The sequence below is a fragment of the Hydrogenophilus hirschii genome (assembly GCF_054656675.1).
In genome coordinates, this window is record NZ_BAAHXQ010000001.1 from 65,753 (window position 1) to 91,731 (window position 25,979).

24 protein-coding genes are annotated in these 25,979 nt (G+C 63.3%); 17 read left to right on the forward strand and 7 right to left on the reverse strand.

The features are described 5' to 3' along the window. Nucleotides 1–18: 18 nt before the first annotated feature. Nucleotides 19–2,127, forward strand: coding sequence for an acetyl-CoA carboxylase biotin carboxylase subunit (gene accC, locus ACYQ4Z_RS00305; protein ID WP_459859733.1), 2,109 nt, complete (start codon nt 19–21; stop codon nt 2,125–2,127). On the opposite strand, the gene ACYQ4Z_RS00310 is transcribed toward accC, so the two are convergent. Both ACYQ4Z_RS00310 and ACYQ4Z_RS00315 read right to left on the reverse strand, forming a co-directional pair. After that, a complete protein-coding gene (locus ACYQ4Z_RS00310) occupies nt 2,108–2,335 on the reverse strand; it encodes a chemotaxis protein CheB (RefSeq protein ID WP_219973290.1) in 228 nt (75 codons plus the stop codon). The two genes, accC and ACYQ4Z_RS00310, sit on opposite strands and share 20 nt — an antisense overlap. 15 nt (nt 2,336–2,350) lie before the next feature. Further along, nucleotides 2,351–2,986, reverse strand: a complete 636-nt coding sequence (locus ACYQ4Z_RS00315; RefSeq protein ID WP_219973291.1) for a trimeric intracellular cation channel family protein — start codon at nt 2,984–2,986, stop codon at nt 2,351–2,353. Nucleotides 2,987–3,123: 137 nt separating this feature from the next. Between ACYQ4Z_RS00315 and galE the strand changes: the two genes are divergently transcribed. After that, the gene (galE, locus tag ACYQ4Z_RS00320) at nt 3,124–4,158 is read left to right on the forward strand and encodes a UDP-glucose 4-epimerase GalE (protein ID WP_459859734.1); all 1,035 of its coding nucleotides are present in this window, start codon (nt 3,124–3,126) and stop codon (nt 4,156–4,158) included. 21 nt (nt 4,159–4,179) lie between these two features. Here galE and ACYQ4Z_RS00325 read toward each other — a convergent pair whose 3' ends face one another. The 5 genes from ACYQ4Z_RS00325 to ACYQ4Z_RS00345 are packed head-to-tail and all read right to left on the reverse strand — an operon-like array spanning nt 4,180 to nt 8,099. After that, nucleotides 4,180–4,449, reverse strand: a complete 270-nt coding sequence (locus ACYQ4Z_RS00325) for a BrnA antitoxin family protein (RefSeq protein ID WP_119334363.1) — start codon at nt 4,447–4,449, stop codon at nt 4,180–4,182. After that, complete coding sequence (locus ACYQ4Z_RS00330) at nt 4,409–4,681, reverse strand: BrnT family toxin (protein WP_285615078.1); 273 nt, start codon at nt 4,679–4,681, stop codon at nt 4,409–4,411. Before ACYQ4Z_RS00330 ends, ACYQ4Z_RS00325 begins: the two co-directional genes overlap by 41 nt. Before the next feature lie 9 nt (nt 4,682–4,690). Then, nucleotides 4,691–5,200, reverse strand: coding sequence for a PIN domain-containing protein (locus tag ACYQ4Z_RS00335; protein ID WP_119334365.1), 510 nt, complete (start codon nt 5,198–5,200; stop codon nt 4,691–4,693). A 5-nt stretch (nt 5,201–5,205) separates the two neighbouring features. Further along, the gene (locus tag ACYQ4Z_RS00340; RefSeq protein WP_459859735.1) at nt 5,206–7,038 is read right to left on the reverse strand and encodes a PHA/PHB synthase family protein; all 1,833 of its coding nucleotides are present in this window, start codon (nt 7,036–7,038) and stop codon (nt 5,206–5,208) included. Beyond that, nucleotides 7,035–8,099, reverse strand: coding sequence for an MBL fold metallo-hydrolase (locus ACYQ4Z_RS00345; protein WP_459859736.1), 1,065 nt, complete (start codon nt 8,097–8,099; stop codon nt 7,035–7,037). Before ACYQ4Z_RS00345 ends, ACYQ4Z_RS00340 begins: the two co-directional genes overlap by 4 nt. Before the next feature lie 157 nt (nt 8,100–8,256). Here ACYQ4Z_RS00345 and ACYQ4Z_RS00350 point away from each other — a divergent pair, with 157 nt between their 5' ends. From ACYQ4Z_RS00350 to nosZ, 15 genes are all read left to right on the forward strand, one after another. Further along, a complete protein-coding gene (locus tag ACYQ4Z_RS00350) occupies nt 8,257–8,664 on the forward strand; it encodes a MerR family transcriptional regulator (protein ID WP_219972401.1) in 408 nt (135 codons plus the stop codon). An 88-nt stretch (nt 8,665–8,752) separates the two neighbouring features. Beyond that, the gene (locus tag ACYQ4Z_RS00355; RefSeq protein WP_119334368.1) at nt 8,753–9,925 is read left to right on the forward strand and encodes an isovaleryl-CoA dehydrogenase; all 1,173 of its coding nucleotides are present in this window, start codon (nt 8,753–8,755) and stop codon (nt 9,923–9,925) included. A 93-nt stretch (nt 9,926–10,018) separates the two neighbouring features. Beyond that, nucleotides 10,019–11,209 carry an acetyl-CoA C-acetyltransferase gene (locus tag ACYQ4Z_RS00360; protein WP_119334369.1) on the forward strand — a complete coding sequence of 397 codons (1,191 nt, stop codon included), beginning with the start codon at nt 10,019–10,021 and terminating at the stop codon, nt 11,207–11,209. Next, complete coding sequence (locus tag ACYQ4Z_RS00365; RefSeq protein ID WP_219972400.1) at nt 11,206–12,240, forward strand: DMT family transporter; 1,035 nt, start codon at nt 11,206–11,208, stop codon at nt 12,238–12,240. Before ACYQ4Z_RS00360 ends, ACYQ4Z_RS00365 begins: the two co-directional genes overlap by 4 nt. A 10-nt stretch (nt 12,241–12,250) precedes the next feature. Then, a complete protein-coding gene (locus ACYQ4Z_RS00370) occupies nt 12,251–13,372 on the forward strand; it encodes an acyl-CoA dehydrogenase family protein (protein WP_459860450.1) in 1,122 nt (373 codons plus the stop codon). A 34-nt stretch (nt 13,373–13,406) separates the two neighbouring features. After that, on the forward strand, nt 13,407–14,003 hold the full coding sequence (locus ACYQ4Z_RS00375; RefSeq protein ID WP_219972397.1) for a 2-hydroxychromene-2-carboxylate isomerase: 597 nt from the start codon (nt 13,407–13,409) through the stop codon (nt 14,001–14,003). A 23-nt stretch (nt 14,004–14,026) separates the two neighbouring features. Further along, the gene (locus ACYQ4Z_RS00380; RefSeq protein ID WP_459859737.1) at nt 14,027–15,634 is read left to right on the forward strand and encodes a carboxyl transferase domain-containing protein; all 1,608 of its coding nucleotides are present in this window, start codon (nt 14,027–14,029) and stop codon (nt 15,632–15,634) included. Nucleotides 15,635–15,649: 15 nt separating this feature from the next. Next, a complete protein-coding gene (locus ACYQ4Z_RS00385; protein ID WP_459859738.1) occupies nt 15,650–16,453 on the forward strand; it encodes an enoyl-CoA hydratase/isomerase family protein in 804 nt (267 codons plus the stop codon). A gap of 19 nt (nt 16,454–16,472) precedes the next feature. Next, the gene (locus ACYQ4Z_RS00390) at nt 16,473–18,542 is read left to right on the forward strand and encodes an acetyl/propionyl/methylcrotonyl-CoA carboxylase subunit alpha (protein WP_459859739.1); all 2,070 of its coding nucleotides are present in this window, start codon (nt 16,473–16,475) and stop codon (nt 18,540–18,542) included. Next, nucleotides 18,539–19,495, forward strand: a complete 957-nt coding sequence (locus tag ACYQ4Z_RS00395) for a hydroxymethylglutaryl-CoA lyase (protein ID WP_219972391.1) — start codon at nt 18,539–18,541, stop codon at nt 19,493–19,495. Before ACYQ4Z_RS00390 ends, ACYQ4Z_RS00395 begins: the two co-directional genes overlap by 4 nt. A 12-nt stretch (nt 19,496–19,507) precedes the next feature. Further along, nucleotides 19,508–20,311 (forward strand): hypothetical protein, encoded by an 804-nt coding sequence (locus tag ACYQ4Z_RS00400; protein WP_219972389.1) that lies wholly within the window; start codon nt 19,508–19,510, stop codon nt 20,309–20,311. A 68-nt stretch (nt 20,312–20,379) separates the two neighbouring features. Next, complete coding sequence (locus tag ACYQ4Z_RS00405) at nt 20,380–21,423, forward strand: substrate-binding domain-containing protein (RefSeq protein ID WP_119334377.1); 1,044 nt, start codon at nt 20,380–20,382, stop codon at nt 21,421–21,423. A gap of 97 nt (nt 21,424–21,520) precedes the next feature. Then, a complete protein-coding gene (locus tag ACYQ4Z_RS00410) occupies nt 21,521–22,120 on the forward strand; it encodes a hypothetical protein (RefSeq protein ID WP_459859740.1) in 600 nt (199 codons plus the stop codon). 509 nt (nt 22,121–22,629) lie between these two features. Beyond that, on the forward strand, nt 22,630–23,952 hold the full coding sequence (locus ACYQ4Z_RS00415) for a putative bifunctional diguanylate cyclase/phosphodiesterase (RefSeq protein ID WP_459860451.1): 1,323 nt from the start codon (nt 22,630–22,632) through the stop codon (nt 23,950–23,952). A gap of 95 nt (nt 23,953–24,047) precedes the next feature. Next, nucleotides 24,048–25,964 carry a TAT-dependent nitrous-oxide reductase gene (gene nosZ, locus ACYQ4Z_RS00420; protein ID WP_459859741.1) on the forward strand — a complete coding sequence of 639 codons (1,917 nt, stop codon included), beginning with the start codon at nt 24,048–24,050 and terminating at the stop codon, nt 25,962–25,964. The last annotated feature ends 15 nt before the right edge of the window (nt 25,965–25,979 follow it).

Below are 25,979 nucleotides of genomic sequence, written 5' to 3' on the forward strand. Positions count from 1 at the left end.
CGAATTCGGGGGAAGACGATGTTTCGCAAAATCCTCATTGCCAACCGTGGCGAGATCGCTTGCCGCGTGATCAAAACCGCCCGCAAGATGGGCATCCAGACCGTCGCGGTCTATTCCGAAGCCGACGCGCGCGCCCTGCATGTGGAAATGGCCGACGAAGCGGTCTGCATCGGACCCGCACCCGCACGAGATTCCTACCTGCGTGCGGAAAAGATTCTCGATGCGTGCCGCCAAACCGGTGCTGAAGCGGTGCATCCGGGGTATGGGTTTCTCTCGGAAAACGAAGCCTTTGCCGAAATGCTGGAAGCCAACGGCATCGTCTTCATCGGGCCGAAACCGGCGGCGATTGCCGCGATGGGGGACAAGATCGCGTCGAAAAAACTGGCGCAACAGGCCGGTGTCAATACCATTCCGGGCTATACCGACCCGGTGGAATCGGCAAACGCGGCGGTTGCGATCGCGCGCGAGATCGGCTACCCGGTGATGATCAAGGCGTCAGCCGGTGGCGGTGGCAAAGGGCTGCGGGTGGCCAGGAACGACGACGAATGCCGCGAAGGGTTCGAATCGTGCCGCAACGAAGCGCGCAACGCGTTTGGCGACGACCGCGTCTTCATCGAAAAGTTCGTCGAAGAGCCGCGCCACATCGAAATCCAGGTGCTGGGCGATGCGCACGGGAACATCGTCTATCTCTTCGAACGCGAATGCTCGATCCAGCGCCGCCACCAGAAGGTGGTCGAAGAGGCCCCAAGCCCCTTCGTCACCCCGGAGATGCGCCGGGCGATGGGCGAACAGGCAGTGGCGCTCGCTCGCGCCGTCGGGTACCAGTCGGCGGGTACCGTCGAATTCGTGGTCGGCAAGGATCGCTCGTTCTACTTCTTGGAGATGAACACCCGGTTGCAGGTGGAGCACCCGGTTACCGAAATGATCACCGGCCTCGACCTCGTCGAACAGATGATCCGGGTTGCGGCGGGCGAACCGCTCTCGATTCGGCAAGAGGATTTGGCGATTCGCGGCTGGGCGATCGAGTGCCGGATCAACGCCGAAGACCCCTTCCGCGGCTTTCTCCCCTCTACCGGCCGGCTGGTGACGTTCCAGCCACCGGAAGAGGTGCCCGGCGCGGTTCGCGTCGACACCGGCGTCTATGAGGGGGGCGAGATCTCGATGCACTACGACTCGATGATCGCCAAGCTCATCACCCACGGCGCGACACGGGACGAAGCGATCGCCCGGATGCAAGAGGCCCTCGATGGTTTCGTGATCCGCGGCATTGCGTCCAACATTCCGTTTCAGGCAGCGCTCATGCAGCACCCTCGTTTTCGCGCCGGGCGGCTCACCACCGCGTTCATTGCGGAGGAGTTCCCGGACGGCTTCTCTGCCGACGCAGTCCCGCACGAAGACCCGCTGCTCCTCAAGCTCATCTGTGCGGCGCTCACCTACCGCGAAGAAGCGCGCGCCGGTGAGATGCGGCCCGGGCGTCCGGCTGGTGCGTGGTACGAGGTCGCGGCAAACCAAAACGCTGCGGCGCGCGGTACCCTCCGCCCGTATGCTGCGCCACGCCAATATGTGGTGTTCGACGAACGCGACGAAGCGCGCCGCGCCGAAACGGTGAAGGCGGGTGAGGATCCCCGCGCGTTGACTTTTGGAACGTCGGCCGAGGTCGAAGCGCTCACGCCCAACCGCTACGCGGTCCGTTCCGGCGAACGCAGCGTCGAGATCGACTTCGACCCGAATTGGCGTTTCGGCTCGATTCGCCTGACCGTCACCGTCGCGGACGAAAAGCTGGTGCTTCAGGTCGAGCGGGAGGGGGTCTGGTACCGGGTGCACCACCGCGGCAGCCAATTGCGCGCGCTGGTCCTGCCGGCGCACGCCGCACCGCTCTACGCCCACATGCCGGTGAAAGAGGCTCCCGACCTGAGCAAATACCTCCTCTCGCCGATGCCGGGGCTGCTGCGCGAAGTGGCCGTTGCGGTCGGGCAGGCGGTGAAGGCGGGCGAACGGCTCGTGGTGATCGAAGCGATGAAAATGGAGAACATCCTGCGCGCCGAACGCGACGGGATCGTCAAAGCGATCCACGCTGCGCCGGGCGCGAGCCTCGCGGTCGATGAGATCATTCTCGAGTTCGAATGATCCGCTGCGCGATCGCTGCGGGTGGCAGAACCTCGTCGACGCCGCCCAACGCGATCGCCGCTTTGGGCATGCCGAAAACGACGCAACTTGCTTCGTCTTGGACGATCGTGTGGGCTCCGGCGTCGTGCATTGCTTTGAGCCCAGCGGCGCCGTCTGTGCCCATCCAAGTCGAGGAGCCGATCACGACGACCTGAGGGGCGTACTTCATCGATTCGTCCGCGGGTTACTCAGGCAGCGTTGGATACGCCGGCAGGTGCCAGCCCCGCACGATCCCCATCGCGCGCAACGAAAATGCGACCGCCGCACCGATCATGAGCGCCATTTCGTGCGTCAGCCACCCTTCGGTGAGCACGAACGCCGCCGCTCCGGCGGCGGCTGCAGTGGCGTAGATTTCGCGGTGGAGGATCATCGGGATTTCGTTGCAGATGATGTCGCGGATGAGGCCGCCAAAGCTCGCGGTCATGACGCCCATGATCACCGCGATGAAACCGTTTGCGCCTGCGTCGAGCGCTGCCTGCGCACCGATCAAACAGAAGACTGAAAGGCCGATCGCGTCTAACCAGTCGAGCGCACGATTCGCGGTGAGCCAGCGCGAAAAGCGGGGGGCGAACCAGCCCAGCGCATAGAGGAAGAGTGCCGTGCCCGCGGTGAGTGCCACGTATTGCCAAGCCGCCAACCAGAAGACGGGGCGGTCGAGCAAGAGATCGCGTAGCGTTCCGCCGCCGATGCCGGTAACGGTTGCAGCAAGCATCAGGCCAACGGGGTCGAGCCGTTTGTGCGCGGCGACGATCGCGCCGGAAGTAGCGAACACCACGACGCCGAAATAGTCGAGCCAAAGCAGTAGGGAAGGGATCTGCATTGCCGTTCGTCGCATCGAAAGACGGCGCGTAGTGTAGCGGAAAAAAGAGGCATCAGCATTGGTTGGTGAAGAGAGGGATTGCGCACCGATCAATTCTGGTATTCTGGCCGAATGAAAGGGGAAGAAAGGAAGCGGAGATGCCAGTAATCTTGGTCACCGGTGGAGCCGGCTACATCGGGTCACATACGGCAGTGGTGTTGCTGGAAGCCGGGTTCGAGGTGGTCGTCTATGACAATTTCAGCAACAGCCATCCCGAGGCGCTGCGGCGCGTGGCGCGCATCACCGGTAAAGCGGTGCCCGTGGTGGAAGGCGACGTGCGCGACCGTGCCGCGTTGGATGCCGCGTTTGCGCACTATGCGCCCGACGCGGTGATCCACTTTGCCGGCAAAAAAGCGGTGGGTGAGTCGGTCGCGAAGCCGCTTGTCTACTACGACCACAACGTGGTCGGGACGCTGCGGCTGTTGGAAGCGATGCAGGCAGCGCGGGTTTCGCGCCTTGTGTTCAGCTCGTCGGCAACCGTCTATGGTGAACCGCAACGGTTGCCGCTCACCGAAGACCATCCGCTTTCGGCCACCAACCCCTACGGGCGGACCAAGCTCATCATCGAAGAGATGTTGCGCGACGCTTTTCGTGCCGACCCCACGTGGCACATCGCGATTCTGCGCTACTTCAATCCGGTTGGCGCGCATCCGTCGGGTCTGATCGGTGAGGATCCCGCCGATATTCCCAACAACCTGATGCCGTACATCACCCAGGTGGCGGTCGGCAAATTACCGAAATTGCGGGTCTTTGGCAACGACTATCCCACTTCGGACGGCACCGGCGTGCGCGACTATCTCCACGTGATGGATCTGGCGGAAGGCCATTTGGCGGCGCTGCGCTGGCTGCTCGAACCCGAAGCACCACCGCAGTGTGCGGCGTTCAATTTGGGCACCGGACGCGGCGTTTCGGTGTTGGAGTTGGTGCACGCGTTCGAGGCGGCGAGCGGTCGCGCGGTGCCGTACGAAATCGTCGATCGTCGTTCCGGTGATGTCGCCGCGTGTTGGGCCGACCCCAGTAAAGCGCGCGCCGAGTTGGGGTGGACAGCGAAACGGTCGCTTACCGAGATGTGCTGCGACGCCTGGCGGTGGCAGATGCAGAATCCGGAGGGGTATCGCGCTCAGGTTTCGTAACGGTTGGTACGAGGCTCCCTCTCAGGCAGGAGAGTGCGTTTTCAACCAATCCTTGAGCGCGGCATTCATTCGTGCTTGCCAGTCTTTGCCGGTGGTTTGGAATGCACGCACCACTTCGGCATCAAAAAGGACCGTGACGGCTACTTGTTGTGATTCCGATCGATCCCGACCGCGATGAATCAGCCTGTCACCGATATATTCGTCAGCGCGTTCAAAAAACGCGTCGGTGAGTTCTGGTGCATCGTCAGGGTCAACCCAAACGGGCTGCATAGCGTTTTTGTTCTCGCTCATTGGCTTTCCTCATGCTGATGATGCGACGTGCTTCGCCACGAGGCGTCCATACCATGACAACCATTCTTCCATCGAGTTTCCCAACGGTAATATAGCGCCTTTCCCCATAGTTTTCCCGCAGGTCTTCCGCTGTGAAATGGTGTCCGGCAAACACTTCGGCAGCGCGGGCAAAATCAAGACCGCGCTCGATGAGCGTTTTGGCACGCTTGACAGGATCGAACTCAATACGCATGGGCAGATTTTAGCGATTCCGGTCACCCCGACACCACGCCTCCGGCGTGACGATCGTCAGTGGTGCGGTGCCAGGTTTGAGTCGGCGCGCAAGGCGCAGCAGCGCCTTGTCGCGGGTGATCAACCAGGTGACTTGGTGAAACCCCGCACATTCGAGAAATTTCTGGTCTTCGGGGTCACGGCAGCAGGGAAGATCGGCGGTGGCAAGCCACCGTGCGTCGGGGTGGTCGACCAGGCGAACCCACTGCGCAAATTGCGCCTGCGCCTGTTGGCCACGGAGGCTGAGTGGTGCTTGTGAAACGGTCGGTGCGCGAGCGTACTCGGGCGCCGTTGCCGATTCGGCTGCGGTGGTGCCGTGAGCGTTCAGACGAAGTAAAATCGCCCGCCACTCGGCAACGAGGGGCGGGCTTGCGATGGGGCGCAGCCGCTGCGCGGCGATTGCGGCGGCGAGCGGCGCCAATTGCGGATCTTCGAACCACCAGAGCGCGAGCGCGGTGTTGGTGTCGAGCACCGCGCGCATAGGGGTCAGATCCGCACTGTGACGTAGCTACCCGGCGCGTCTTCGATTACCGGCAATTTCCCTTTGGCGGGATCGCGGGCGGGGACTTTTTCGTCGCCGTTGCGTTGCGCCAGCCACGCGTGCCAGTGCGGCCACCACGAGCCGGGGTGGTGGGTTGCGCCTTGGAGCCATTCTTCAGGGTCTTCCGGCAACGGTTTTACTGGGTTGGTCCAGTAGCCGTATTTGTTCGCGGCAGGCGGGTTGACGATTCCGGCGATATGGCCAGACCCACCAAGGACGAAGGTGACGTCGGCGCCGGTGAAGTGGCGCGCTCCTTTGTAGGTGGTTTTCCACGGCGCGATGTGGTCTTCCACCGTCGAGATGAAGTAGCACGGATGTTTGATTTTGCCAAGGTCGATGCCCACGCCGTCGATCTCGATGCCGTTCGGTTCGACGAGTTTGTTTTCCAGGTACATCTTGCGCAGGTAGAAGGAGTGCATCGCCGCGGGCATCCGGGTGGAGTCGGAGTTCCAGTAGAGCAAATCGAACGGGAACGGCTCGCGCCCCAAAAGGTAGTTGTTCACGACGAACGACCAGATGAGGTCGTTGGCGCGCATCATGTTGAAAGTGCTGGCCATCTCGGTGCCTTCGAGGTAGCCCCGTTCGGCCATTTTGCGTTCGAGCTCGGCAACGGTTTCCGGTGTGGTGAAAACACCCAGTTCGCCCGGTTCGGAAAAGTCGGTGAGTGTGGTGAAGAAGGTGGTCGCGGCAAAGCGCTTCTGCCGTTTTGCCGCGAGGTACGCGGCGGTGGTGGCCAAGAGCGTCCCGCCCAGGCAGTATCCGGCCGCATTGACCACCCGTTCGTCCGTCTGTTCTTCGATCGCGTCGAGCGCCGCCAAGACCCCTTCGGTGACGTAATCGGCAAAGGTTTTTTGGGCGAGCCGCGCGTCGGGGTTTACCCAAGAGAGGATGAAGACGGTATGGCCCTGGTCGACCAACCATTTGACCAGCGAATTTTTCTCCCGCAGGTCGAGGATGTAGTACTTGTTGATCCACGGCGGCACGATCAGGAGCGGCCGCTTGTACCCCTCTTTGGTGGTCGGCGTGTACTGGATCAGCTGTGCGAGCTCCGTTTGGAAGATCACTTTCCCCGGGGTGGTGGCGATGTTTTTGCCCAGTTCGAACGCTTCGGTGTCGGTCATGCGAATACGCAGTTGCCCGCCGCCCTCTTCCAGGTCGCGCAGCAAGTTTTTGAGGCCGTTGATGAGGTTCTGGCCGTTGGTGCGCAACGTCTCTTGGAAGACTTCCGGGTTGGTGAGCGCGAAGTTGGTGGGGGAGAGCGCTTCGATGAAGTTGCGGGTGAAAAAGTTGATCTTTTTCTGCGTGGTCTCGTCGATGCCGTCCAGGCAGCAGACCGTTTCATGAATGCGGCGCGCAGCAATCAAGTACGACTGTTTGATGAAGTCGAAGAGGAAGTGCTCTTCCCACTCTTTCGCTTTGAACCGCTTGTCCCCTTTTTCCGGTTGCGCCACGGGCGGGGTGTGGATGCCCATCATTTTGAGCATCGAATGTTGCCACAGGTTGAAATAGTCCCACATCAGGTTCATTTGCGCCTGCGCAAGCTTGTAGGGGTTGGCAAGCAAGCGCGCCATCATCTGCATGTAGGTTTGGGCGATCCCCAGTTCGTCCGACGGCGGGGTGATTCCCTTTTTCAGCTGGTTCTTGGTGTATTCCGCGAGAACCTTCGCGGCCCGTTCCGCGACTTCGGCATAGACCTTCGCCAGCTCTTGCGGATCGGGCAGTTGCGCATAGGGGGTCGATTTTTCCGTGTCGTGTGTTGCGGTGCGTTTTTCGCTCATTTGGGGTCTTCCTCGTTGTCGGTTGTCGGATTGTGGGCAAATCGTATCATACCGTTCCGGTCGACAGTGCGCTGGAGCCACCCGCATCGCCACGCATGGTTGAGATGCGCAATCGTTTCGCCCAACGCGAAGACCAGCTGGTGCAGGTCGAGCGCCCGCGGAAAGAGAATGGGGACGAGCTCGGCTGCGGTGCAAGGGTCTTTGGCGCACGCGGCAAGGAGTTCGGCAAAGCGGGCGTCGTGGTGCGCCTTGAGCGCGGCCACCCGCGCGGCGATCCCCTGAAACGGGAGGCCGTGGGAAGGGAGCACCAGGGTCTCGTCGGGCAGGGCGGTGAACGCGTCGAGCGACGCCAGAAAATCGCCCAACGGGTCGTCATGGGGCGCAACGGCCCAGACGCCGACGTTGGTCGAGATCTTGGGTAGCAACATATCGCCAGAGATGAGTACTTTGCGTTCGGGGCAATAGAGGCTCACGTGTTCGGGCGAATGGCCGTAGCCGACGATCACGCGCCACGTCGTCTCGCCCAGCGTGAGCGTGTCACCCGCACGCAGCCGTTCATAGGTGGCGGGCAGTTCTGGAACCCCTTTGGGGTACGCAGCGCCGCGCGCGAGCAACGCCTCTTGTTCGCTCGTGCCCAAACCGTGGCGGGCGAAAAAGGCGACCATGTCGCGATAACCGTGTCCTGGTGCTTGCAGCCACGCCGCGAACGCAGAGAGGAGCTCTCCGTGGCTCATGAAGAGCGGCAGGTCGTATTCGGCCATCAGCCACGCAGCCAACCCGATGTGGTCGGGGTGGAAATGGGTGACGACGACCCGATTGGGTCGGTAGTGCTGCAGCTGGATGCGCCACGCCTCTTTCGCGGCGGGAAGCGCGTACCCGGTGTCGACGATCGTCCAGCCGTCGTGCGCTTCGATCAACCACAGGTTGATGTGGTCGAGCGCGAACGGAAGTGGCATGCGCAGCCAGCGGATCCCCGGTGCGACCTCGATCGTGGTGGCGAGTGCCGGGGGTTCGGGAAATGGATAGACCAGTGGTTTCGGGTCTTTCTGTTGGGGCGTCATGGCGTCATCCATTGGCGAGTATCGTGTGCGTTGGGTTCTCGATGGTTGGGACATCGCTGCCCGTTATTCTCTGTCGGCGTCATTGGCAAAGCGACAGTCACTGTGCTATTGTGCCGTTAACGTCAACGGAAACCAAGGCCCTACGGGGAGGGCAGCGATGGAACAGGAGAAAACGTACTATACCATCGGCGATTTGGCGCGGGAGTTTCGGATCACGCCGCGTACCATCCGCTACTACGAAGAGCATGGGATCCTCAATCCCCGCCGGGAAGGGCGGCAACGGATCTATACCCGTGCCGACCGCACCCGTCTCAAATTGACGCTGCGCGGCAAACGGTTGGGGTTGTCGCTGGCGCAAATCAAAGAGCTCTTGGACATGTACGACGGGATGCACAACTCCCCCGCGCAGATCCGGGAGTTTTTGCGGGTGCTGGCGGAACGGCGCGCTGCTTTGGAGCAGCAACGGCGCGATATCGAGGCGGTGTTGGCCGAAATCGATCAACTCGAGGCGCAATGCCACGCGGCGTTGGCCGAAGCCGGGGCGCAAGCGGTTGCGGTACCTTGAGGGCGCGTGACACGTCCTGCCTCTGGACATCGGGGGGGGATTTCGGTAATGTTACGTTGACGTAAACGTAATACCAAAGGAGAGGACGATGGCCATTCCTTCGCTCGACATGGGGTTGGATGAGACGCTGGTCGCGCTGCGCGATTCGGTGCGCGCCTTCTGTGACAAAGAGATCGCACCGCGCGCGGCACAGATCGACCAAGAGAATCAATTTCCGACCGACCTGTGGAAAAAGCTCGGTGATCTGGGTGTGCATGGAATGACGGTCTCCGAAGCGTACGGCGGCGTCAATATGGGGTACCTGGCGCACATCATCGTGATGGAAGAGATCAGCCGCGCCTCTGCTGCGGTGGGGCTCTCCTACGGGGCTCATTCCAACCTCTGCATCAATCAAATCCATCGCAACGGCACGCCGGAACAGAAAGCGAAATATCTCCCCAAGCTCGTCGCCGGCGAATGGGTCGGGGCGCTGGCGATGAGCGAACCGAACGCCGGTTCGGATGTGGTCTCGATGCAGTTGCGCGCCGAGAAACGGGGCGATCGCTGGGTGTTGAACGGCAGCAAGATGTGGATCACCAACGGGGGCGATGCCGACGTTCTGGTGGTCTATGCAAAGACCGACCCGGCAGCCGGGCCGCGGGGCATCACCGCGTTTCTCGTCGAAAAGGGGATGAAGGGATTTTCGGCAGGCACGAAACTCGACAAACTGGGGATGCGCGGTTCGAACACCTACCCGCTCTTTTTCGATGACTGCGAAGTGCCGGAAGAGAACGTGCTCGGCGAAGTCGGGGGCGGGGTGAAGGTTTTGATGAGCGGGCTCGACTACGAACGCGCGGTGCTCGCCGGCGGTCCACTCGGGATCATGGATGCGTGCATGGAGGTGGTAGTGCCCTATCTGCACGAACGCAAACAGTTCGGGCAGTCGATCGGGGAATTCCAGTTGATGCAGGGCAAACTCGCCGATCTGTACGCCACCTGGAGCGCAACGCGGGCGTTCGTCTATACCGTGGGGCGCGCGCTCGATGCGCACGACCACAGCCGCCATCTGCGCAAAGATTGCGCGGCGGCGATCCTCTACGCTGCGGAAAAGGCCACTTGGATGGCAGGCGAAGCGATCCAGTGTCTGGGAGGCAACGGCTATATCAACGAATACCCGACGGGGCGCCTGTGGCGCGACGCGAAGCTCTACGAGATCGGCGCCGGAACCTCGGAGATTCGCCGCTGGCTGATCGGCCGTGAGTTGATGGCCGAGACGGCGTGATCGAATGCGGCGCTGTGTTGCGCAATACGGCAGGCGCAGGACGAAGGATTGTGGTTTGACCCTATTGGAACGGAAAGAGACGAGGAGAGAACGATGAGCAAAAACGCCAACGATATCGTGATCGTTGCGGCGGCACGCACGCCCATGGGGGCTTTTCAGGGCGATCTGGCCGCACTCACCGGGCCGCAATTGGGTGCGGCAGCGATCCGCGCGGCGGTGGCGCGCGCGAACCTTGCGCCCGAACAGGTCGATGAGGTGCTGATGGGAAACGTCCTGCAAGCGGGGGAAGGGCAAGCGCCCGCGCGGCAAGCCGCATTGGGTGCAGGGCTGCCCAAGTCAGTGGGGTGCACCACCGTCCATAAGGTGTGCGGTTCGGGGATGAAAGCGCAGATGCTCGCGTTCGACGCACTCAAAGCGGAAAGCTACGACGTCGTCGTCGCGGGGGGGATGGAGTCGATGAGTAACGCCCCCTATCTGTTGCCCAAAGCGCGCAGTGGTATGCGTTTGGGGCACGGTCAGGTGCTCGACCACATGTTCTACGACGGGCTCGAGGACGCCTACGACAAAGGGCGCTTGATGGGCACCTTTGCCGAGGATACCGCACAGCACTACGGATTTACCCGCGAACAGCAGGACGCCTACGCGATCGAATCGACCCAGCGTGCGATCCGCGCGATTCAAAGCGGCGCGTTCGAATGGGAGATCGAACCGGTCACGATCACCGACCGTGGGGGTGAGCGGGTCGTGAAGATCGACGAACAGCCCCTCAAGGCGAAATTGGACAAAATTCCCTTGTTGAAGCCGGCGTTTCGCAAGGACGGAACGGTGACCGCGGCCAACGCGTCGTCGATCTCCGACGGTGCTGCGGCTTTGGTGTTGATGCGCCGGGAAACGGCAGAGCAGCTCGGGTGCACGCCGCTCGCACGGATCGTCGCACATGCGACCCACGCGCACGAGCCGGCGTGGTTTACCACCGCACCGGTTGGCGCAATCGAAAAGGTGCTCGCGAAAGCGGGGTGGACCGCGGATGCGGTCGATCTCTTCGAGATCAACGAAGCGTTTGCGGTGGTGACGATGGCGGCGATGAAAGAGCTGAACCTGCCGCACGAAAAGGTCAATATCCACGGGGGGGCGTGTGCGCTGGGCCACCCGATCGGCGCTTCGGGGGCGCGGATCGTGGTGACCCTGATCGGGGCGTTGCGCCACACCGGGGGCAAGCGTGGTGTTGCGAGCCTCTGCATCGGTGGGGGTGAAGCCACCGCGATGGCGATCGAACTCGAGTGAGCCCGTTTCGTCTCTACGCTCAGCTCATTGCCGCGATGGTGATGTGGGGCGCAACGTGGCCAGCGGGCCGGATCGTGGCGCAAGCGCTCGATGCTCCGGCTTCCGCCGCTGCGATGCGATTCACGCTCGCAGCGCTGGTTTTGTGGGGGATCGCGCGGCTGCGTGGCGTGCCGCTCACCCCGCGGCGTCCGGTTGTCGTGCTGCCAGAGGCTGGTGCGAGGGGTGCCCCGCCGGATGCGGCGGCTGCGCCGTCGGCGACGCGGCAAACGGTACCCCTGACGGCACCCTTTGGGGGCGGGGCGCGGTCCCATCCCTTGTCTGCGGCGGTGCGCCTCGCGGCAATGGGCTTTTTCGGCATTTTTCTCTACAACCTCTTTTTTCTCTACGGGTTGCAGCATGTCACCGCGGGCCGAGGCGCGCTGGTGGTCGCGCTCAACCCCGTTGTGGTCGCGGTCACGGCGTGGTGGCTCGCAGGCGAACCGCACGGTTGGCGGCAACACCTCGGTGCGGTTGTGGCGCTGGTAGGGTGCCTCACCGTGATCGGCAAAGGAGACCCCTTTGCGCTGCTTACGGGCGCAGTTGGTGTGGGGGACTGGCTGATCCTGGGCTGCGTCGCCACCTGGACGATCTATACCTTCCTGGGCAAAAAGGCCACCCAGACTTTCTCCCCGCTTGCGGTGACCTTTTGGGCGGCGCTGATCGGCGCAACGCTGCTTTGGGGTGTCGCGGCAGCACAAGGCGAAGCGCTCGGTTGGCGGGCTTGGCCACAGACGGTGTGGTTGGCGGTCTGCTTCATGGGGGTGCTGGCTACCGCGCTCGGCTACACTTGGTATTCGGAAGCGGTCCACCGTTTGGGTGCGGCGCGGGCGGCGCTCTTCATCAACTTGGTGCCGGTTGCCGGTGTCGTCACCGGTTGGCTGTTGTTGGACGAACCGCTTTCGTGGCCGGTGCTCGTAGGTGGCCTCCTGGTGCTCACCGGCGTGACATTGACAACCCAAAAACCAAAGGAGCGAGGTCGTGTTACTGAGTGAAGAGCATCGGATGATTCAACACGCGATCCGGGACTACGTGCGCGAACGCATCGTCCCGTTCGCGGCGCAGTGGGATCGCGACCATACCTTCCCCCGCGACGCGTTGCAGGGTCTGGGGGCATTGGGCGCGTTGGGGATCACCGTACCCGCCGAATGGGGCGGCGCGGGGCTCGACACGCTGGCCGCCGCGCTCGTGATCGAAGAGGTGGCGGCGGGCGACGGCGCCACCTCGACGATCGTTTCGGTGCAGAATTCGTTGGTCAATTCGATCCTGCTCAAATACGGCTCGGACGCGCAGAAGTCGGCGTGGCTGCCCCGACTGGCAACCGGCGAAGCGCTCGGGTGTTTTTGCCTCACGGAACCGCACGTGGGTTCTGACGCCGCTGCAATCCGCACACGTGCCGAACGCACCGCCGACGGCTGGGTATTGAACGGCGTGAAGCAATTCATCACCACGGGAAAAAACGCCGATGTTGCGATCGTCCTCGCGGTGACCGACCCCACTGCCGGTAAGCGCGGCATCTCCTGTTTCCTCGTGCCCACCGCCACACCCGGTTACGTGGTGAGTCGGATCGAGGAAAAATTGGGGCAAAACGCAAGCGACACGGCACAGATCACGCTCGAGGATTGTCGCGTGCCCGCCGACGCGCTGATCGGTGCCGAAGGGCAAGGGTACAAGATCGCGCTCTCCAACCTGGAAGGGGGGCGCATCGGGATTGCGGCGCAAAGCGTCGGGATGGCGCGCGCGGCACTTGCTGCGGCGCTGCAATACGCGAAAGAGCGCGAAGCGTTTGGCCAACCGATCGTGCACTATCAGGCGGTCGGGTTCAAACTGGCGGAGATGGCCACCCAAATCGAAGCGGCGCGGCAACTCGTCTGGCATGCCGCGGTGAAGCGCGACGCGGGCGAACCGTGCCTCAAAGAGGCGTCGATGGCTAAGCTCTTCGCTTCCGAAATGGCAGAGCGGGTGGCGTCGGCGGCGATCCAAGTGCTGGGCGGATACGGCTACGTGCGCGATTTCCCGGTAGAACGGATCTACCGCGACGTGCGCGTCTGCCAGATTTACGAAGGGACGAGCGAAATCCAAAAACTCGTGATCGCGCGCGAGCTCGTCGCGAACGGGGTCGCATGACCACGAGTCAATACCCACAAAAAGAGGAGGTGGCATGGTGCTCGATTTTTATTTCGACTTTTCCTCGCCCTACGGCTACTTGATGGCCGAAATGATCGAGGAGGTGGCGCAACGGCACCACGCAACCGTCGTGTGGCGTCCGTTTCTGTTGGGTGCGGTCTACCAAAAGACCGGCGACAAACCGTTGCCGGCGCATCCGTTGAAAGGCCCGTACATGCAGCGCGATTTCGCGCGCTCCGCCCGTTTTTACGGCATTCCTTTCCGATTGCCCGACCCCTTCCCGGTCTCCACCCACCTGGCCGCGCGCGCTTTCTACGCGCTCAACGACGGGTCGAGCGAAACGGCAAAACGGTGGGCGATCGCGGTCTATCGCGCCTACTTCCGGGATGGGCGCAACATTGCCGACGCCGAGACGCTGACGGCGATTGCGCACGAACTCGGGCTCGACGCCGACGCGCTCGGCGCCGCGATGCAGTCACCCGAAGAAAAAGCGCGGCTGCGCGCCGAATGTGACGCAGCAATCGAACGTGGCGTTTTTGGGTCGCCGATGGTGTGGATCAACGATGAGCCATTCTGGGGCGTCGATCGCTTGCCGCAGATCGAGCGTTGGTTGGCAGAAGGGCCGTTCTAGCGACGCGCAAGGAGCTTCGTGAGATGAAACGAATCGAAACCCGGATCGACGTCAAATCGGAAACGTTCCGGACCAACGCGCGCGCGATGCGCGAATTGGTAGACGATCTGCGCGCGCTCTCCGCGCGGATTCGCGAAGGCGGTGGCGCGGCCGCGCGTTCGAAACATGTCGCACGCGGCAAATTGTTGCCGCGCGAACGCATCGACGTGCTGCTCGACCCCGGTTCGCCGTTTTTGGAGATCGGGCAGCTCGCTGCATACGGCTGCTACGACGACGAAGCCCCATCCGCCGGGATGGTTGCGGGGGTTGGTCGGATTGCCGGCGTCGAATGCATGATCGTCGCGAACGACGCGACCGTCAAAGGAGGGACCTACTACCCGCTCACGGTGAAGAAACACCTGCGGGCGCAAGAGATTGCGGAACAGAACCGCTTGCCATGCGTCTATCTGGTCGATTCGGGCGGCGCATTTTTGCCGCTCCAAGACGAAGTGTTCCCCGATCGCGACCACTTCGGCCGCATTTTCTACAATCAGGCGCGCATGAGCGCGCAGGGCATCCCGCAAATCGCGGTGGTGCTGGGCTCTTGCACCGCAGGCGGCGCCTATGTCCCGGCGATGAGCGACGAAACGGTGATCGTCAAAAACCAGGGGACGATCTTCCTGGGCGGTCCGCCACTCGTGAAAGCGGCAACCGGGGAGGTGGTCACCGCCGAAGAGCTGGGCGGTGGCGACGTGCATACCCGGATCTCTGGCGTTGCCGACCACTTGGCGGAGAACGACCACCATGCGCTGACGCTGGCGCGGCGCATCGTTTCGCACCTCAACTGGCGCAAACCGGTGCAGCTCGCGCTCGGCAACGCCGAACCGCCAGCGTACGACCCGGAAGAGCTCTACGGCGTTGTCCCCGTCGATCTGCGCAAACCCTTCGACGTGCGTGAGGTGATCGCGCGGCTTGTCGACGGTTCGCGCTTCGACGAATTCAAAGCGCGCTACGGCACGACGCTCGTCACCGGATTCGCTGAGCTGTTTGGCTACCCGGTCGGGATCGTCGCGAACAACGGCATCCTCTTTTCGGAGTCGGCGCTCAAAGGGGCGCACTTCATCGAACTGTGCGCACAGCGCGGTATCCCGCTCCTCTTTTTGCAGAACATCACCGGGTTCATGGTCGGGAAGAAGTACGAACACGGCGGCATCGCCAAAGACGGGGCGAAGATGGTCACCGCGGTGGCGTGTGCCGAAGTACCGAAAATCACCACGATCATCGGTGGATCGTTCGGTGCCGGAAATTACGGGATGTGCGGCCGCGCTTACTCGCCCCGTTTTCTCTGGACCTGGCCCAATAGCCGCATCTCGGTGATGGGGGGCGAACAAGCCGCGAGTGTGCTCGCGCAGGTGCGGCGCGACGCGATCGAAGCCAAAGGCGGAACGTGGTCTGTGGAAGACGAAGAAGCGTTCAAAGCGCCGATACGCGCGCAATATGAGCGGCAAGGGCACCCCTACTACGCAAGCGCGCGGCTGTGGGACGACGGCGTGATCGACCCGGCCGAAACGCGCCGCGTGCTGGGTCTGTCGCTCTCGGCTGCGCTCAACGCCCCGATCCAACCGACGCGCTTTGGCGTCTTTCGGATGTGACGCAGGAGAGACGAAATGAGCTACACCACACTGACGATCGAAGAGCGGCCCGTGACGGGGGGTGTCGCGACTTGGGTTTGGATGAATCGCCCCGAGGTGCACAACGCTTTCAACGCGCAAGTGATCGCCGAGCTGACCGAAGCGTTTCAGGCCCTATCGCAAACCGAACGGGTGCGGGTGGTGATCCTTGCGGGGCGCGGCAAGAGCTTTTCCGCTGGGGCGGATCTCGACTGGATGAAAGCGGCGGGGGCGGCATCGGAAGCGGAAAACCGTGAAGACGCGATGCGGCTAGCCGAAATGCTCGCCGCGATCGCCACTTGCCGCAAACCGACCATCGCGCGGGTGCATGGCGCGGCGCTGGGCGGCGGGATGGGGCTGGCGTGCGCGTGCGACATCTGTGTCGCGAGCGAACGGGCGCAATTTGGCACCACCGAGGTCCGCTTCGGCATCATCCCGTCGGCGATCAGCCCCTACGTGTTGCGTGCGATCGGGCCGCGTCAAGCGCTGCGCTATTTTCAGACCGGCGAACGGATCCCGGCGGCGCGGGCGCTGGCGTTGGGCATCGCCCACGAGGTGGCACCCGAAACCGAACTCGACTCCGTGATCGACGGCCTCATCGCCGAACTCGTCAAAGGGGGGCCGAACGCACTCTGGGAGGCGAAGTCGCTCGTCGCGGCTGTCGCCCACCAACCGATCGACGCGGCGCTGCGCGCGGAAACCGCGGCGCGGATCGCGCGGGTGCGCGCGACCCCCGAAGCGCGTGAAGGGCTTGCGGCGTTCCTCGAAAAACGGCCAGCGCGTTGGATTGCCGAATTGTGACGCGGCGAAAGGAGGCGTGATGTTCCAAAAAATCCTCATTGCCAACCGGGGCGAAATCGCCTGCCGCGTGATCCAGACCGCGCGGCGGCTGGGGATTCGCACGGTGGCGGTCTATTCCGATGCCGACCGGACCGCGCGGCACGTGCGCCTTGCCGACGAAGCGGTGCATATCGGCGCCGCGCCTGCGCGGGACTCTTACTTGCGCAGCGACGCGATCCTGGCCGCGGCGAAACGAACCGGTGCCGAGGCGATCCACCCCGGTTACGGCTTTCTCTCCGAAAACGAGCAGTTCGCCGAGGCGTGCCGCGCAGCCGGGATCGTCTTCATCGGCCCACCCCCGGAGGCGATCCGTGCGATGGGGGACAAGGCGCACGCCAAAGCGCTGATGGCCATAGCAGGCGTGCCGCTTACCCCCGGTTACCACGGGGACGATCAGCGCGACGAGCGGCTCCTTGCCGAAGCAGAGCGCATCGGCTTCCCCGTGCTCATCAAAGCGACGGCAGGGGGCGGCGGCAAAGGGATGCGCCGTGTCGATCGCCGCGAAGATTTTCTGGCCGCGCTCACCGCCTGTCGCCGCGAAGCCGCGGCGGCGTTCGGTGACGATCGGGTGCTCGTCGAACGCTACGTGCTCGAGCCGCGGCACGTCGAAATCCAGGTTTTCGCCGACCGCCACGGCAACGCCGTCTATCTCTTCGAGCGCGACTGTTCCGTGCAGCGGCGCCATCAGAAGGTGCTCGAAGAGGCGCCTGCGCCGGGGTTGAGCGACGCCGAACGGCGGGCGATGGGGGAAGCCGCGGTGGCGGCGGCGCGCGCCGTGGGGTACGAAGGCGCCGGGACGGTCGAATTCATCCGCGCCCCAGATGGTGCGTTCTACTTCATGGAGATGAATACCCGGCTCCAGGTCGAGCATCCGGTCACCGAGATGATAACCGGACTCGACCTCGTCGAATGGCAGTTACGGGTCGCCGCGGGCGAACCGCTCCCGCTCGCGCAAGAGCAGATCCCGTGCCACGGTCACGCGATCGAAGCGCGCCTCTACGCCGAAGATCCGGAGAAGGGGTTTCTCCCTGCTACGGGGAAACTCGCAGTGCTCGAATTTCCGCCCGAAGCGCCCGATCTCCGCGTCGATACCGGTGTCACTGCAGGGGACACGATCACCCCCTATTACGACCCGATGATCGCCAAATTGATCGTCTGGGGCGAAACGCGCGAAGCGGCGCGGCGCAAACTCGAAGCGGCGCTCAACGCGACGCGCATCGTCGGCGTCGCGAACAACGTCGAGTTTTTGTTGCGTCTGGTCGCCGCCCCCTCGTTTCGTGACGCGCGGCTCACCACCGCGCTCATCGAACACGAGCAAAACTGGCTCTTCGCCACCCGGAACCCGCCGGAATGGGCGTGGTGGGCGCTCGCGTGTGCCGAGCTCGAACGGGAAGCGCAAGCGGCGCGTGCGCAGGCGGTTGCACGCGGGGAGCCCCATTCGCCGTGGGCCGCGGTCGATGGTTGGCGGTTGAACGCGCCGGCAGAGCGGCGGTGGCGCTTCCGGTACCGCGGCGAGACGCGCACCGTCTGCGCGCGGCGGCAGGCGCGCACCTGGTCGTTTGCGTTCGTCGCGACCGAATCGCAACCGGCGGAAAGCTGGGCCGAAGTGCGCTACCAGGTCGAACCCGACGGCGCGTTGCTGCTCGAGGTCGACGGACTCCGCACGCGCGTCGAAGTGATGGTCCATGGTGAACAGCGCCACCTCTTCCTCACTGACGGTGCATTCCGTTTCGAAGCAGTGGCCGAGGAGTGGCGCGGTGGTGAAGCCGCAGCGACGGAAGGGCAGGTGACCGCGCCGATGCCCGGGCGGGTGATCGCAGTCTCCGTCCAGACGGGAGACAAAGTCGCAATCGGGCAACCGCTCCTGACGCTCGAAGCGATGAAGATGGAACACACCCTGACCGCGCCCGCCGCAGGCGTCGTCGCGGCGGTGCACTGTGCCGCCGGTGATCAAGTGAGCGACGGCGCGGTACTGGTGGAGATCCAAGCGGCAGAAGCGTCGGAGCAGGCGAACGCCGCATCGGCGCCCAGCAAGGAGGAAGAACGATGAAGCGCGGGCCAGAGCGGGTGACGATCGTCGAAGTCGGGCCGCGCGACGGGCTGCAGAACGAAGCCACGCCGATCGCCACCGCGACTAAACTCGAACTGATCGCGCGTCTGCGCGCAGCCGGGCTACCGGTGATCGAAGTCACCGCGTTCGTCTCGCCCAAATGGGTGCCGCAGATGGCCGATCACGCCGAACTCCTGGCGACACTGATGCGCGACGCCGACGCCGCGGCGCCACGCTATCCCGTGCTCGTCCCCAACCTCAAAGGGCTGGACGCGGCACTCGCGGCGGGTGCGCGGGAAATCGCTGTCTTCACCGCAGCGTCCGAGTCCTTTTGCCGGAAAAACATCAACTGCTCGATCCAGGAATCGCTCGAACGCTTCGCCCCGGTGATCGAGCGCGCCCGTGCGGCGGGTGTCGCGGTGCGGGGCTACGTCTCGTGCGTGGTCGGTTGCCCATACGAAGGCGCAATCGCGCCGCAGGCGGTCGCGCGGGTGGCGAAAGCGCTGTGGGAACTGGGGTGCCGCGAGATTTCGCTGGGCGACACCATCGGTGTCAGTACGCCGGATACCATCGAACGCATGCTTGCCGCGGTCGCAGCGGAGGTGCCGATGGATCGCCTGGCTGGTCACTTCCACGACACCTACGGAATGGCGGTCGCAAACGTCGTTGCGGCGTGGCAAATGGGCGTGGCAACCTTCGACGCTTCGGTGGGCGGTTTGGGTGGCTGCCCCTACGCGCCTGGCGCGGCGGGCAACGTCGCCACCGAAGCGCTCGTCTACCTCTTCGAGCGCATGGGCGTCGCAACGGGGGTAGCGCTCGAACCGCTCGTGGACACCGCGTGGTGGATCAGCGCGCAACTGGGACGCACCCCCAACTCACGGGTGGCGCTCGCGCTTGCGCGCAAGGAGAAGACGAACCGCGACGCCGGGTGCGGGGGGAAATCGGCCGGGTAGCATTGCCGCGCGATGCTCGCCGAAGCGCTCACCTGGCTGATTACCCCAGCGCCGTGGGCCGCGCGGCGGCTCGGCTACCTCAAGGAAGCGGTGGCGATCACCGCGCGGTACCGCCGCTGCCGCGCCGCGTGGGCGCCCCATCTCGAGCAGAGTCGCGACGCCATTCTCGCCTTTTCGGCGCAGCAACCGCGCCGCCGTACCCTCGTCGTCCTCGGCTCTGGCGCCGGGTTGGATCTTCCTTTGGAAGCGCTCGCCCCCCAATGGCAGCGCATCGTCCTCGTCGATCTCGTCCATCCGTGGGCGATTCGCAGGCGTGCCGCGCGGCTGCCTCAGGTTGCGTTCGCCACGTGGGACATCGCTGGGGTTGCGGCGACGCTGCTCGCCCGCCCGGACCATTTGCCCGAACCCGTGCCGCAATGGCCGTTGCCGGCGGATACCGACGCGGTTGTCTCGCTCAACGTGATGGCGCAACTCCCCGTGGTGCCGCTTGCCTGGTTGGCGGCACACGGCGTGCCGGATGCGGCGTGTGACGTCTGGGCGCAACAGGTGGTCGCGGCGCATTGGCGGCAATTGGCGAGGCTCGGTATCCCGGCGCTCCTCATCACCGATTTTGCTGCGGAAGCGCGCCCATGCCATAATCGCACCCTACAGCGAACCCCGACGCAAGCCACACCAGCGGAAATGGTCCAGTCGACGCTCTTTGGTTTTGCGCTGCCGCACGCGCCCGTGCGGACGTGGGTCTGGACGATCGCGCCGTGCGGCGAAGTGTCGCCCGCATGGGAACGGCGCTTACATGTCGGGGTGTTCGCACCATAAAAAAATACACTAAAAAGCGCACCCGTGCGAAACGGTTGGATGCGTAAAAGGGAAGAGGGAGAGCGCAATTGCGTCGAGCGCGAGACGAACGCGCGCAGCTCAAGGGGGAGTGCCGTGCCGGGCGCCGCGACGCGCTGCGGTTGCTCGGTACAGCGGGATTGGCGGCGCTGGCAGGCGCGGCGCCATTTTCGCTGCACGCAGTAGCGCCGATGAAGCCTACGGCCTTGTCGCGCCTGGCCCAGCACGCGCTACCCCATAAACCGCTCGTCGTTTTCTGCCAAGACACCACCGCGAACGACTATCGCGCCGCGCAAGTACGCGCGGCGATCGCGTGGTTTGGCGAGAACCTGCCGGAATGCCGCTTTGTCGTTCGCGATGCCGGTGGCAGTGTCGTGCAACAGATCCGCGATATCACCTGGGCCAGCGATGCAGGAGCCGCGGTGATTCTATTGGGCGCCGCGGGTGGCTATCCTTTGGCGCCTGCGCTGCAGGAGGCCCGTGCGAACGGAGCGGTGCTCATCGGGATCAGCCGTCTGGTGCCGACCTTCGTCTTCGATGCGCTCGTGACCGGCAACAATTTCGCAGTCGGTGCTGCGGCGGCGCATCTCCTGGCGCAAAGTCGTCCAGAAGGGGGGCGCGTCGCGATGCTCGAAGGACTGCCTGGTTCCTCGACCGCGCGGCAGCGCAGTGAAGGGTTCCGAATGGCACTCAAGGCACTGCCGCAATGGCGGCTCGTGGCCACGGCGCCTGCCGATTACCTGCGGCATCGGGCGGCGTTGGTCGTCGAGGCGTGGCATCGCGAAGGGGTGCGGTACGATGCGCTCTTCGCGCACAGCGACAGCATGTTGGCAGGCGCCCGTTGGGCGTGGCGGCGGCTCGGGATCGATCCCGCGTCGTTGATCACCATCGGCGTCGATTACATTGCCGAAGCGCGCAGTGCCCTGCTAGCTGGAACGCAGACTGCGAGCGTCTGTTACCCCTTGATGGTTGCAGAGGCGGGCGAACTGGTGCGCAGGGCGTTGGCGGGCGAACCGCTCCCGTTATGGAACGAGGTGGCCACACCGGTGATCGTTGGCCGCGACGCAGCAGAAAAAGAGCCGATTTTTTCGTGAAAGGGGTTTGATGGCCAAAATGAACGAATCCCGTTCGAACAGCGTGACGCAAGTCGTGACCTGAACCTATTGGCGGGCAATCGCGGTTACCAGTCTGGTGCTCGCCGTCTTGGTGGTGGGGACGGGCAGTTGGTTCGTCACCCGGGAAAACGCACGGCGCATCAACGACGCAGCGGCGCAGGTGCAGGCGTTACTGATCGCGGAACGCAATGCCGCGCACGAACTGATGGAGCAGCTTTCTCGCGAACCCACCGTGCGCAATGGCGTTGCGGTGTTCACACGATACCCAGAGGCGATCGCTGAATTGCCCTTTTTCCTTCCTGTGGCGCAAGAGATGAGCGGTGCGCTCCTTACCTTGGCCCATCTGCTTCCTCCTGGCGGGACGCTGCGGGTCGATCTGCCGGGCGCTGCGCTGTTTCTCGCGGAGGAACAGGTGTGGTGGCGCCACCAGGCTTCTGGCGCCGTCTTCGCTGCCAAAGTTTCGAAACGGCGAAGGTCGATTCGCAACACGCACTCCGAATCCGGGTGGTGTGGCCATTGCCGCGAACCTCGCTGGAATCGGTCCTGGTGCGCAGCGGCTGGGCGCTGGAATCGGTGCGGGAAACGGCGCGTTCGCCGAACGCTACCGCGGAGCCGCTCCTTGTGGTGGGGGAAGCCCATACGTTACGGCTGCTGCAGGCGTCTGGGCCGACTCTGATTCTCGTTCTCACCAACCTCATGTGGCGCTGGGGCCCATTCTGGTTCGCGTTGGCGGTTGGCATCCCGGCGGTGGTGTTGGTGGCGATCGCGGCTGGCGTGGTGCTGCGCCGCGGCCTCGCCCGAAGCGTGACCCGGCCATTGCGCGCTTTGAAACGCGGGGTGGAACGGCTCGCCACGGAGGGAAATGCGGGGGCAGAGGCGCTGCGCAATCTGCCCGCGCACGCGTGGCCAACGGAAATTGCCGCGGTTCGGGACGCGTTGGTGCACCATTGGGAAAGGGCGCAACGGCCCGGCGAATTGTGGGCCAGTCAGCGAACGCCGAAAAAGCTCTACAACGTGATGCGTGAGACGCTCGCCCGTGGGGAGAAGTTCTTCGCCACGTTTCACAACCGGACGCGGTGGGGACAGGAGATCGATCTCGAAGAGACGATCGCGCCGGTCAAAGACGAAGCGGGGCGGCTGATCGGCTACGTCGCGACCTTCCATGAAGTCGCCGAAGCGCAGAAGATGATCGCAGCGCTCAAAACGGCGCGATTTACCGACCCGCTCACGGGGCTGCCGAATCGGCTGGCGATCCTCGAACGGGTACGTGGTTGGCTGATGACGCAGCAGACGGTGACCTTGGTCCTCCTTGATATCGACCATTTCGCCGCAGTGAATGCGCGCTGTGGGTTGACCGCAGGGGATCGCCTGTTGCGCGAATTCGGCGCGCGGCTTCAGACATTGCAAAAAATGCACGAAGGGTCTGCGCAGCTTTTGGTGGCGCACCTCGAGGGGGACAGTTTCGCGCTGGCTTGGCTGGGGGATCCGGACCGCTACCTTGATCTCCTGACCGCGTTGCAAACGGAGGTGGCCGCGCTCGAAATCGCTACTTCTGATGGGGAGGTGTGCTCCGTCACCCTTTCGCTGGGTGTGGCGGTGGCGCCCAAGGACGGCAAAACGCCAGAGGCGTTGCTGCAAGCGGCCGAATATGCGGCCCGTTCCGTGAAAGGGCGTGGCGGGGGGCAGATCGCGTTTTACGACCCCCAATGGGGGGAACGGGTCCGAGCGCGGACCGCGTTGGTGCTCCGCATGGAGCGTGCGCTCGCGGCAAACGAGTTTGCGCTCTTCCTGCAACCGGTGGTGCGCTCCGATGGCGCGTTGGTTGCAGCCGAAGCGCTGATCCGCTGGCTTCCGCCCGAGCAAACCCCGATTTCGCCTGCGGAATTCATCCCGCTGGCGGAAGAGAGTGGCTTCATCCGCCGTTTGGGCGGCTGGGTGTTCGAAGAGGCGTTGCGCCTTGCCGAGCGGCTGCGGCAAACCGGATGGGGGACGCCCCAGATCGCGGTGAATGTCTCGCCGCTGCAATTGGAAGACGACGGTTTCGTACAACAAGTCCATCGCGCGCTGGAACATTGGCGCGCTGTGGCCGAAGGGGCCCCTTTCCCGCTGACCCTCGAACTCACCGAATCCGCCGCAATGGAACGCTTCGAACAGCTCAAAGTGAAGTTCGAATATTTGGCGCGCGCGGAGGTGCCGTTTGCGATCGACGACTTCGGCACCGGCCACTCGTCGTTGGGTCGGTTGCGCGAACTGCCGTTTGCCAAACTGAAGATCGACCGCTCGTTCGTGGTTCGCCTTTTCGACTCGCCCCGAGACGAAGCGCTGGTTGCCTCGATCATTCGCATCGCGCACGCGTTCGACGTCAAAGTGGTCGCGGAAGGGGTGGAGGAAGCGCGGTTCGTCACCCGCTTGTCTGAACTGGGGTGTGACGAATTCCAAGGATACTACTTCGCCAAGCCGATGCCGGCCGACGTCTTTATTGCCTGGATGGGGGATCATTTGCGCTAGATCAAAGATCGTCGTAAAAAAATTGACGGAAATCAAGGCGGGGAATCGGGGTTTTCTCTATGATGACTTCGCTGTTTTCTACTAGGAGCGAAGCGATGAGACCCGAAGAGCGTAAAGAAATCGTTGACGAACGGCGGCGTGGTTTTCTGGGGGCGGCGGCACTTGCAGGGTTGGCGGGTGCTGGCTTGTCGGCGGGCGTGGTTGCAACGACTGCGACCAGCCGGGAAGCGGTCGCGGCCGCAAGCGAAGGGGGTGAGCTCAAGATCCACATGAAACCCGGTGAGCTCGATACCTACTATGGGATCTGGTCAGGCGGTCACTCCGGGGAAGTGCGCATTTTGGGGCTGCCCAGTGGGCGTGAAATCAAACGTATCCCGGTCTTCAACATCGACTGTATGAGCGGCTGGGGCATCACCAACGAGAGCAAAGCGATCATCGGTACCAAACCCGACGGTTCTCCGCGCTTCAAGACCGGTGACACCCACCACGTCCATGGTTCTTACAAAGACGGTACCTACGACGGGAAATATTTCTGGGTGAACGACAAGATCCATGGGCGGATTGCCCGCATTCGCGGCGACCGCTTCGAAGTCGACAAGATCACCAAGATCCCGAACATTCAAGGGTTCCACGGCATCTTCCCGGACAAACGGGACCCGGTCGACCCGAAGATCAACTACACCACGCGCGTCTTCTGTGGGTGTGAGTTCCATATTCCGCAACCGAACGACGGTCGCGATCTCGATGATCCGTCGAAATATTACGCCGTGTTTACGTGCGTCGACGCCGAGACGATGGAGGTGCGTTGGCAGTGCAAAGTCGACGGCAACATGGACCTGGTCGCCACCTCGTTCGACGGCCGTTTCGCGTGTTCGAACCAGTACAACACCGAAAACGGCATCCATTATGAAGACATGATGGCGCGGGAGGTCGACGCCTGCGTCTTCTTCGACATTGCCCGGATCGAAAAGGCGATCAAAGAAGGGAAATATTTCACGATCGGCGATTCCAAAGTACCGGTGGTCGACGGAACCCGCGCGGCGAACCAGGATCCGAAGACGGCGCTGACCGCTTATGTGCCGGTTCCGAAGAACCCGCACGGGGTCAACGCGAGTCCGGACGGCAAGTACATGGTCTGCTCCGGGAAGCTTTCGCCGACGGTCACTGTGATCGAAGTGGCGAAAGTCGCCGATTGGTTTGACGGCAAACTCGACGATATCCGCAAGGCAGTGGTTGCCGAAGTGGAAGTGGGGTTGGGGCCGTTGCACACCACTTTCGACGGGCGGGGGAATGCCTTTACCACGCTCTTCCTCGACAGCCAGATCGTCAAGTGGAACATCGACAAAGCGATCCGCTACTACCAAGGTGACAAGTCGGTACAGTACGTGATCGACCGCGTCGACGTCCACTACCAACCGGGACACCTCAACGCATCGATGGGGGAAACGAAAGAGGCCGACGGTCAGTTCCTCGTCACGGGGTGCAAGTTCTCCAAAGACCGTTTCTTGCCGGTGGGGCCCCTCCATCCGGAGAACGAGCAGCTCATCGATATTCGCGGCGAGAAGATGAAGCTTCTGGCCGATCATCCCACCTATCCCGAACCGCACGATTTCATCATCGTGCGCCGCGATCGCATTCGGACGCAACAAGTGGGCAAGCTCGACGAACACCCGCTGGCGTTGAAACGGGTCGAGGATTCGGGCGTGTTCCGCGAGGGCAACAAGGTGACGGTAAAAGTCGCCACATACGCGCCGCAGTACCAATTGCGCGAGTTCGAAGTGAAGGTTGGCGACGAAGTGACGATCATTGTCACCAACATGGATATCGTCGAAGACCTGACGCATGGGTTCGGGATCCCCGAGTACGACATCAACTTCATCGTCAACCCGCAAGAAACCCGGTCGGTCACGTTCATCGCGGATAAACCGGGCGTCTTCTGGTGCTATTGCACACACTTCTGCCATGCGCTCCACTTGGAGATGCGTTCGCGGATGATCGTCCGTCCGGCATGACGGTTCTGCATTGAT

Bases quoted from the DNA above. Each gene is read 5' to 3' on its own strand.
- accC (WP_459859733.1), top strand. From the start codon at position 19: ATGTTTCGCAAAATCCTCATTGCCAACCGTGGCGAGATCGCTTGCCGC.
- ACYQ4Z_RS00310 (WP_219973290.1), bottom strand. From the start codon at position 2,335: ATGAAGTACGCCCCTCAGGTCGTCGTGATCGGCTCCTCGACTTGGATG.
- ACYQ4Z_RS00315 (WP_219973291.1), bottom strand. From the start codon at position 2,986: ATGCAGATCCCTTCCCTACTGCTTTGGCTCGACTATTTCGGCGTCGTG.
- galE (WP_459859734.1), top strand. From the start codon at position 3,124: ATGCCAGTAATCTTGGTCACCGGTGGAGCCGGCTACATCGGGTCACAT.
- ACYQ4Z_RS00325 (WP_119334363.1), bottom strand. From the start codon at position 4,449: ATGAGCGAGAACAAAAACGCTATGCAGCCCGTTTGGGTTGACCCTGAC.
- ACYQ4Z_RS00330 (WP_285615078.1), bottom strand. From the start codon at position 4,681: ATGCGTATTGAGTTCGATCCTGTCAAGCGTGCCAAAACGCTCATCGAG.
- ACYQ4Z_RS00335 (WP_119334365.1), bottom strand. From the start codon at position 5,200: ATGCGCGCGGTGCTCGACACCAACACCGCGCTCGCGCTCTGGTGGTTC.
- ACYQ4Z_RS00340 (WP_459859735.1), bottom strand. From the start codon at position 7,038: ATGAGCGAAAAACGCACCGCAACACACGACACGGAAAAATCGACCCCC.
- ACYQ4Z_RS00345 (WP_459859736.1), bottom strand. From the start codon at position 8,099: ATGACGCCCCAACAGAAAGACCCGAAACCACTGGTCTATCCATTTCCC.
- ACYQ4Z_RS00350 (WP_219972401.1), top strand. From the start codon at position 8,257: ATGGAACAGGAGAAAACGTACTATACCATCGGCGATTTGGCGCGGGAG.
- ACYQ4Z_RS00355 (WP_119334368.1), top strand. From the start codon at position 8,753: ATGGCCATTCCTTCGCTCGACATGGGGTTGGATGAGACGCTGGTCGCG.
- ACYQ4Z_RS00360 (WP_119334369.1), top strand. From the start codon at position 10,019: ATGAGCAAAAACGCCAACGATATCGTGATCGTTGCGGCGGCACGCACG.
- ACYQ4Z_RS00370 (WP_459860450.1), top strand. From the start codon at position 12,251: ATGATTCAACACGCGATCCGGGACTACGTGCGCGAACGCATCGTCCCG.
- ACYQ4Z_RS00375 (WP_219972397.1), top strand. From the start codon at position 13,407: ATGGTGCTCGATTTTTATTTCGACTTTTCCTCGCCCTACGGCTACTTG.
- ACYQ4Z_RS00380 (WP_459859737.1), top strand. From the start codon at position 14,027: ATGAAACGAATCGAAACCCGGATCGACGTCAAATCGGAAACGTTCCGG.
- ACYQ4Z_RS00385 (WP_459859738.1), top strand. From the start codon at position 15,650: ATGAGCTACACCACACTGACGATCGAAGAGCGGCCCGTGACGGGGGGT.
- ACYQ4Z_RS00390 (WP_459859739.1), top strand. From the start codon at position 16,473: ATGTTCCAAAAAATCCTCATTGCCAACCGGGGCGAAATCGCCTGCCGC.
- ACYQ4Z_RS00395 (WP_219972391.1), top strand. From the start codon at position 18,539: ATGAAGCGCGGGCCAGAGCGGGTGACGATCGTCGAAGTCGGGCCGCGC.
- ACYQ4Z_RS00400 (WP_219972389.1), top strand. From the start codon at position 19,508: ATGCTCGCCGAAGCGCTCACCTGGCTGATTACCCCAGCGCCGTGGGCC.
- ACYQ4Z_RS00415 (WP_459860451.1), top strand. From the start codon at position 22,630: ATGATCGCAGCGCTCAAAACGGCGCGATTTACCGACCCGCTCACGGGG.
- nosZ (WP_459859741.1), top strand. From the start codon at position 24,048: ATGAGACCCGAAGAGCGTAAAGAAATCGTTGACGAACGGCGGCGTGGT.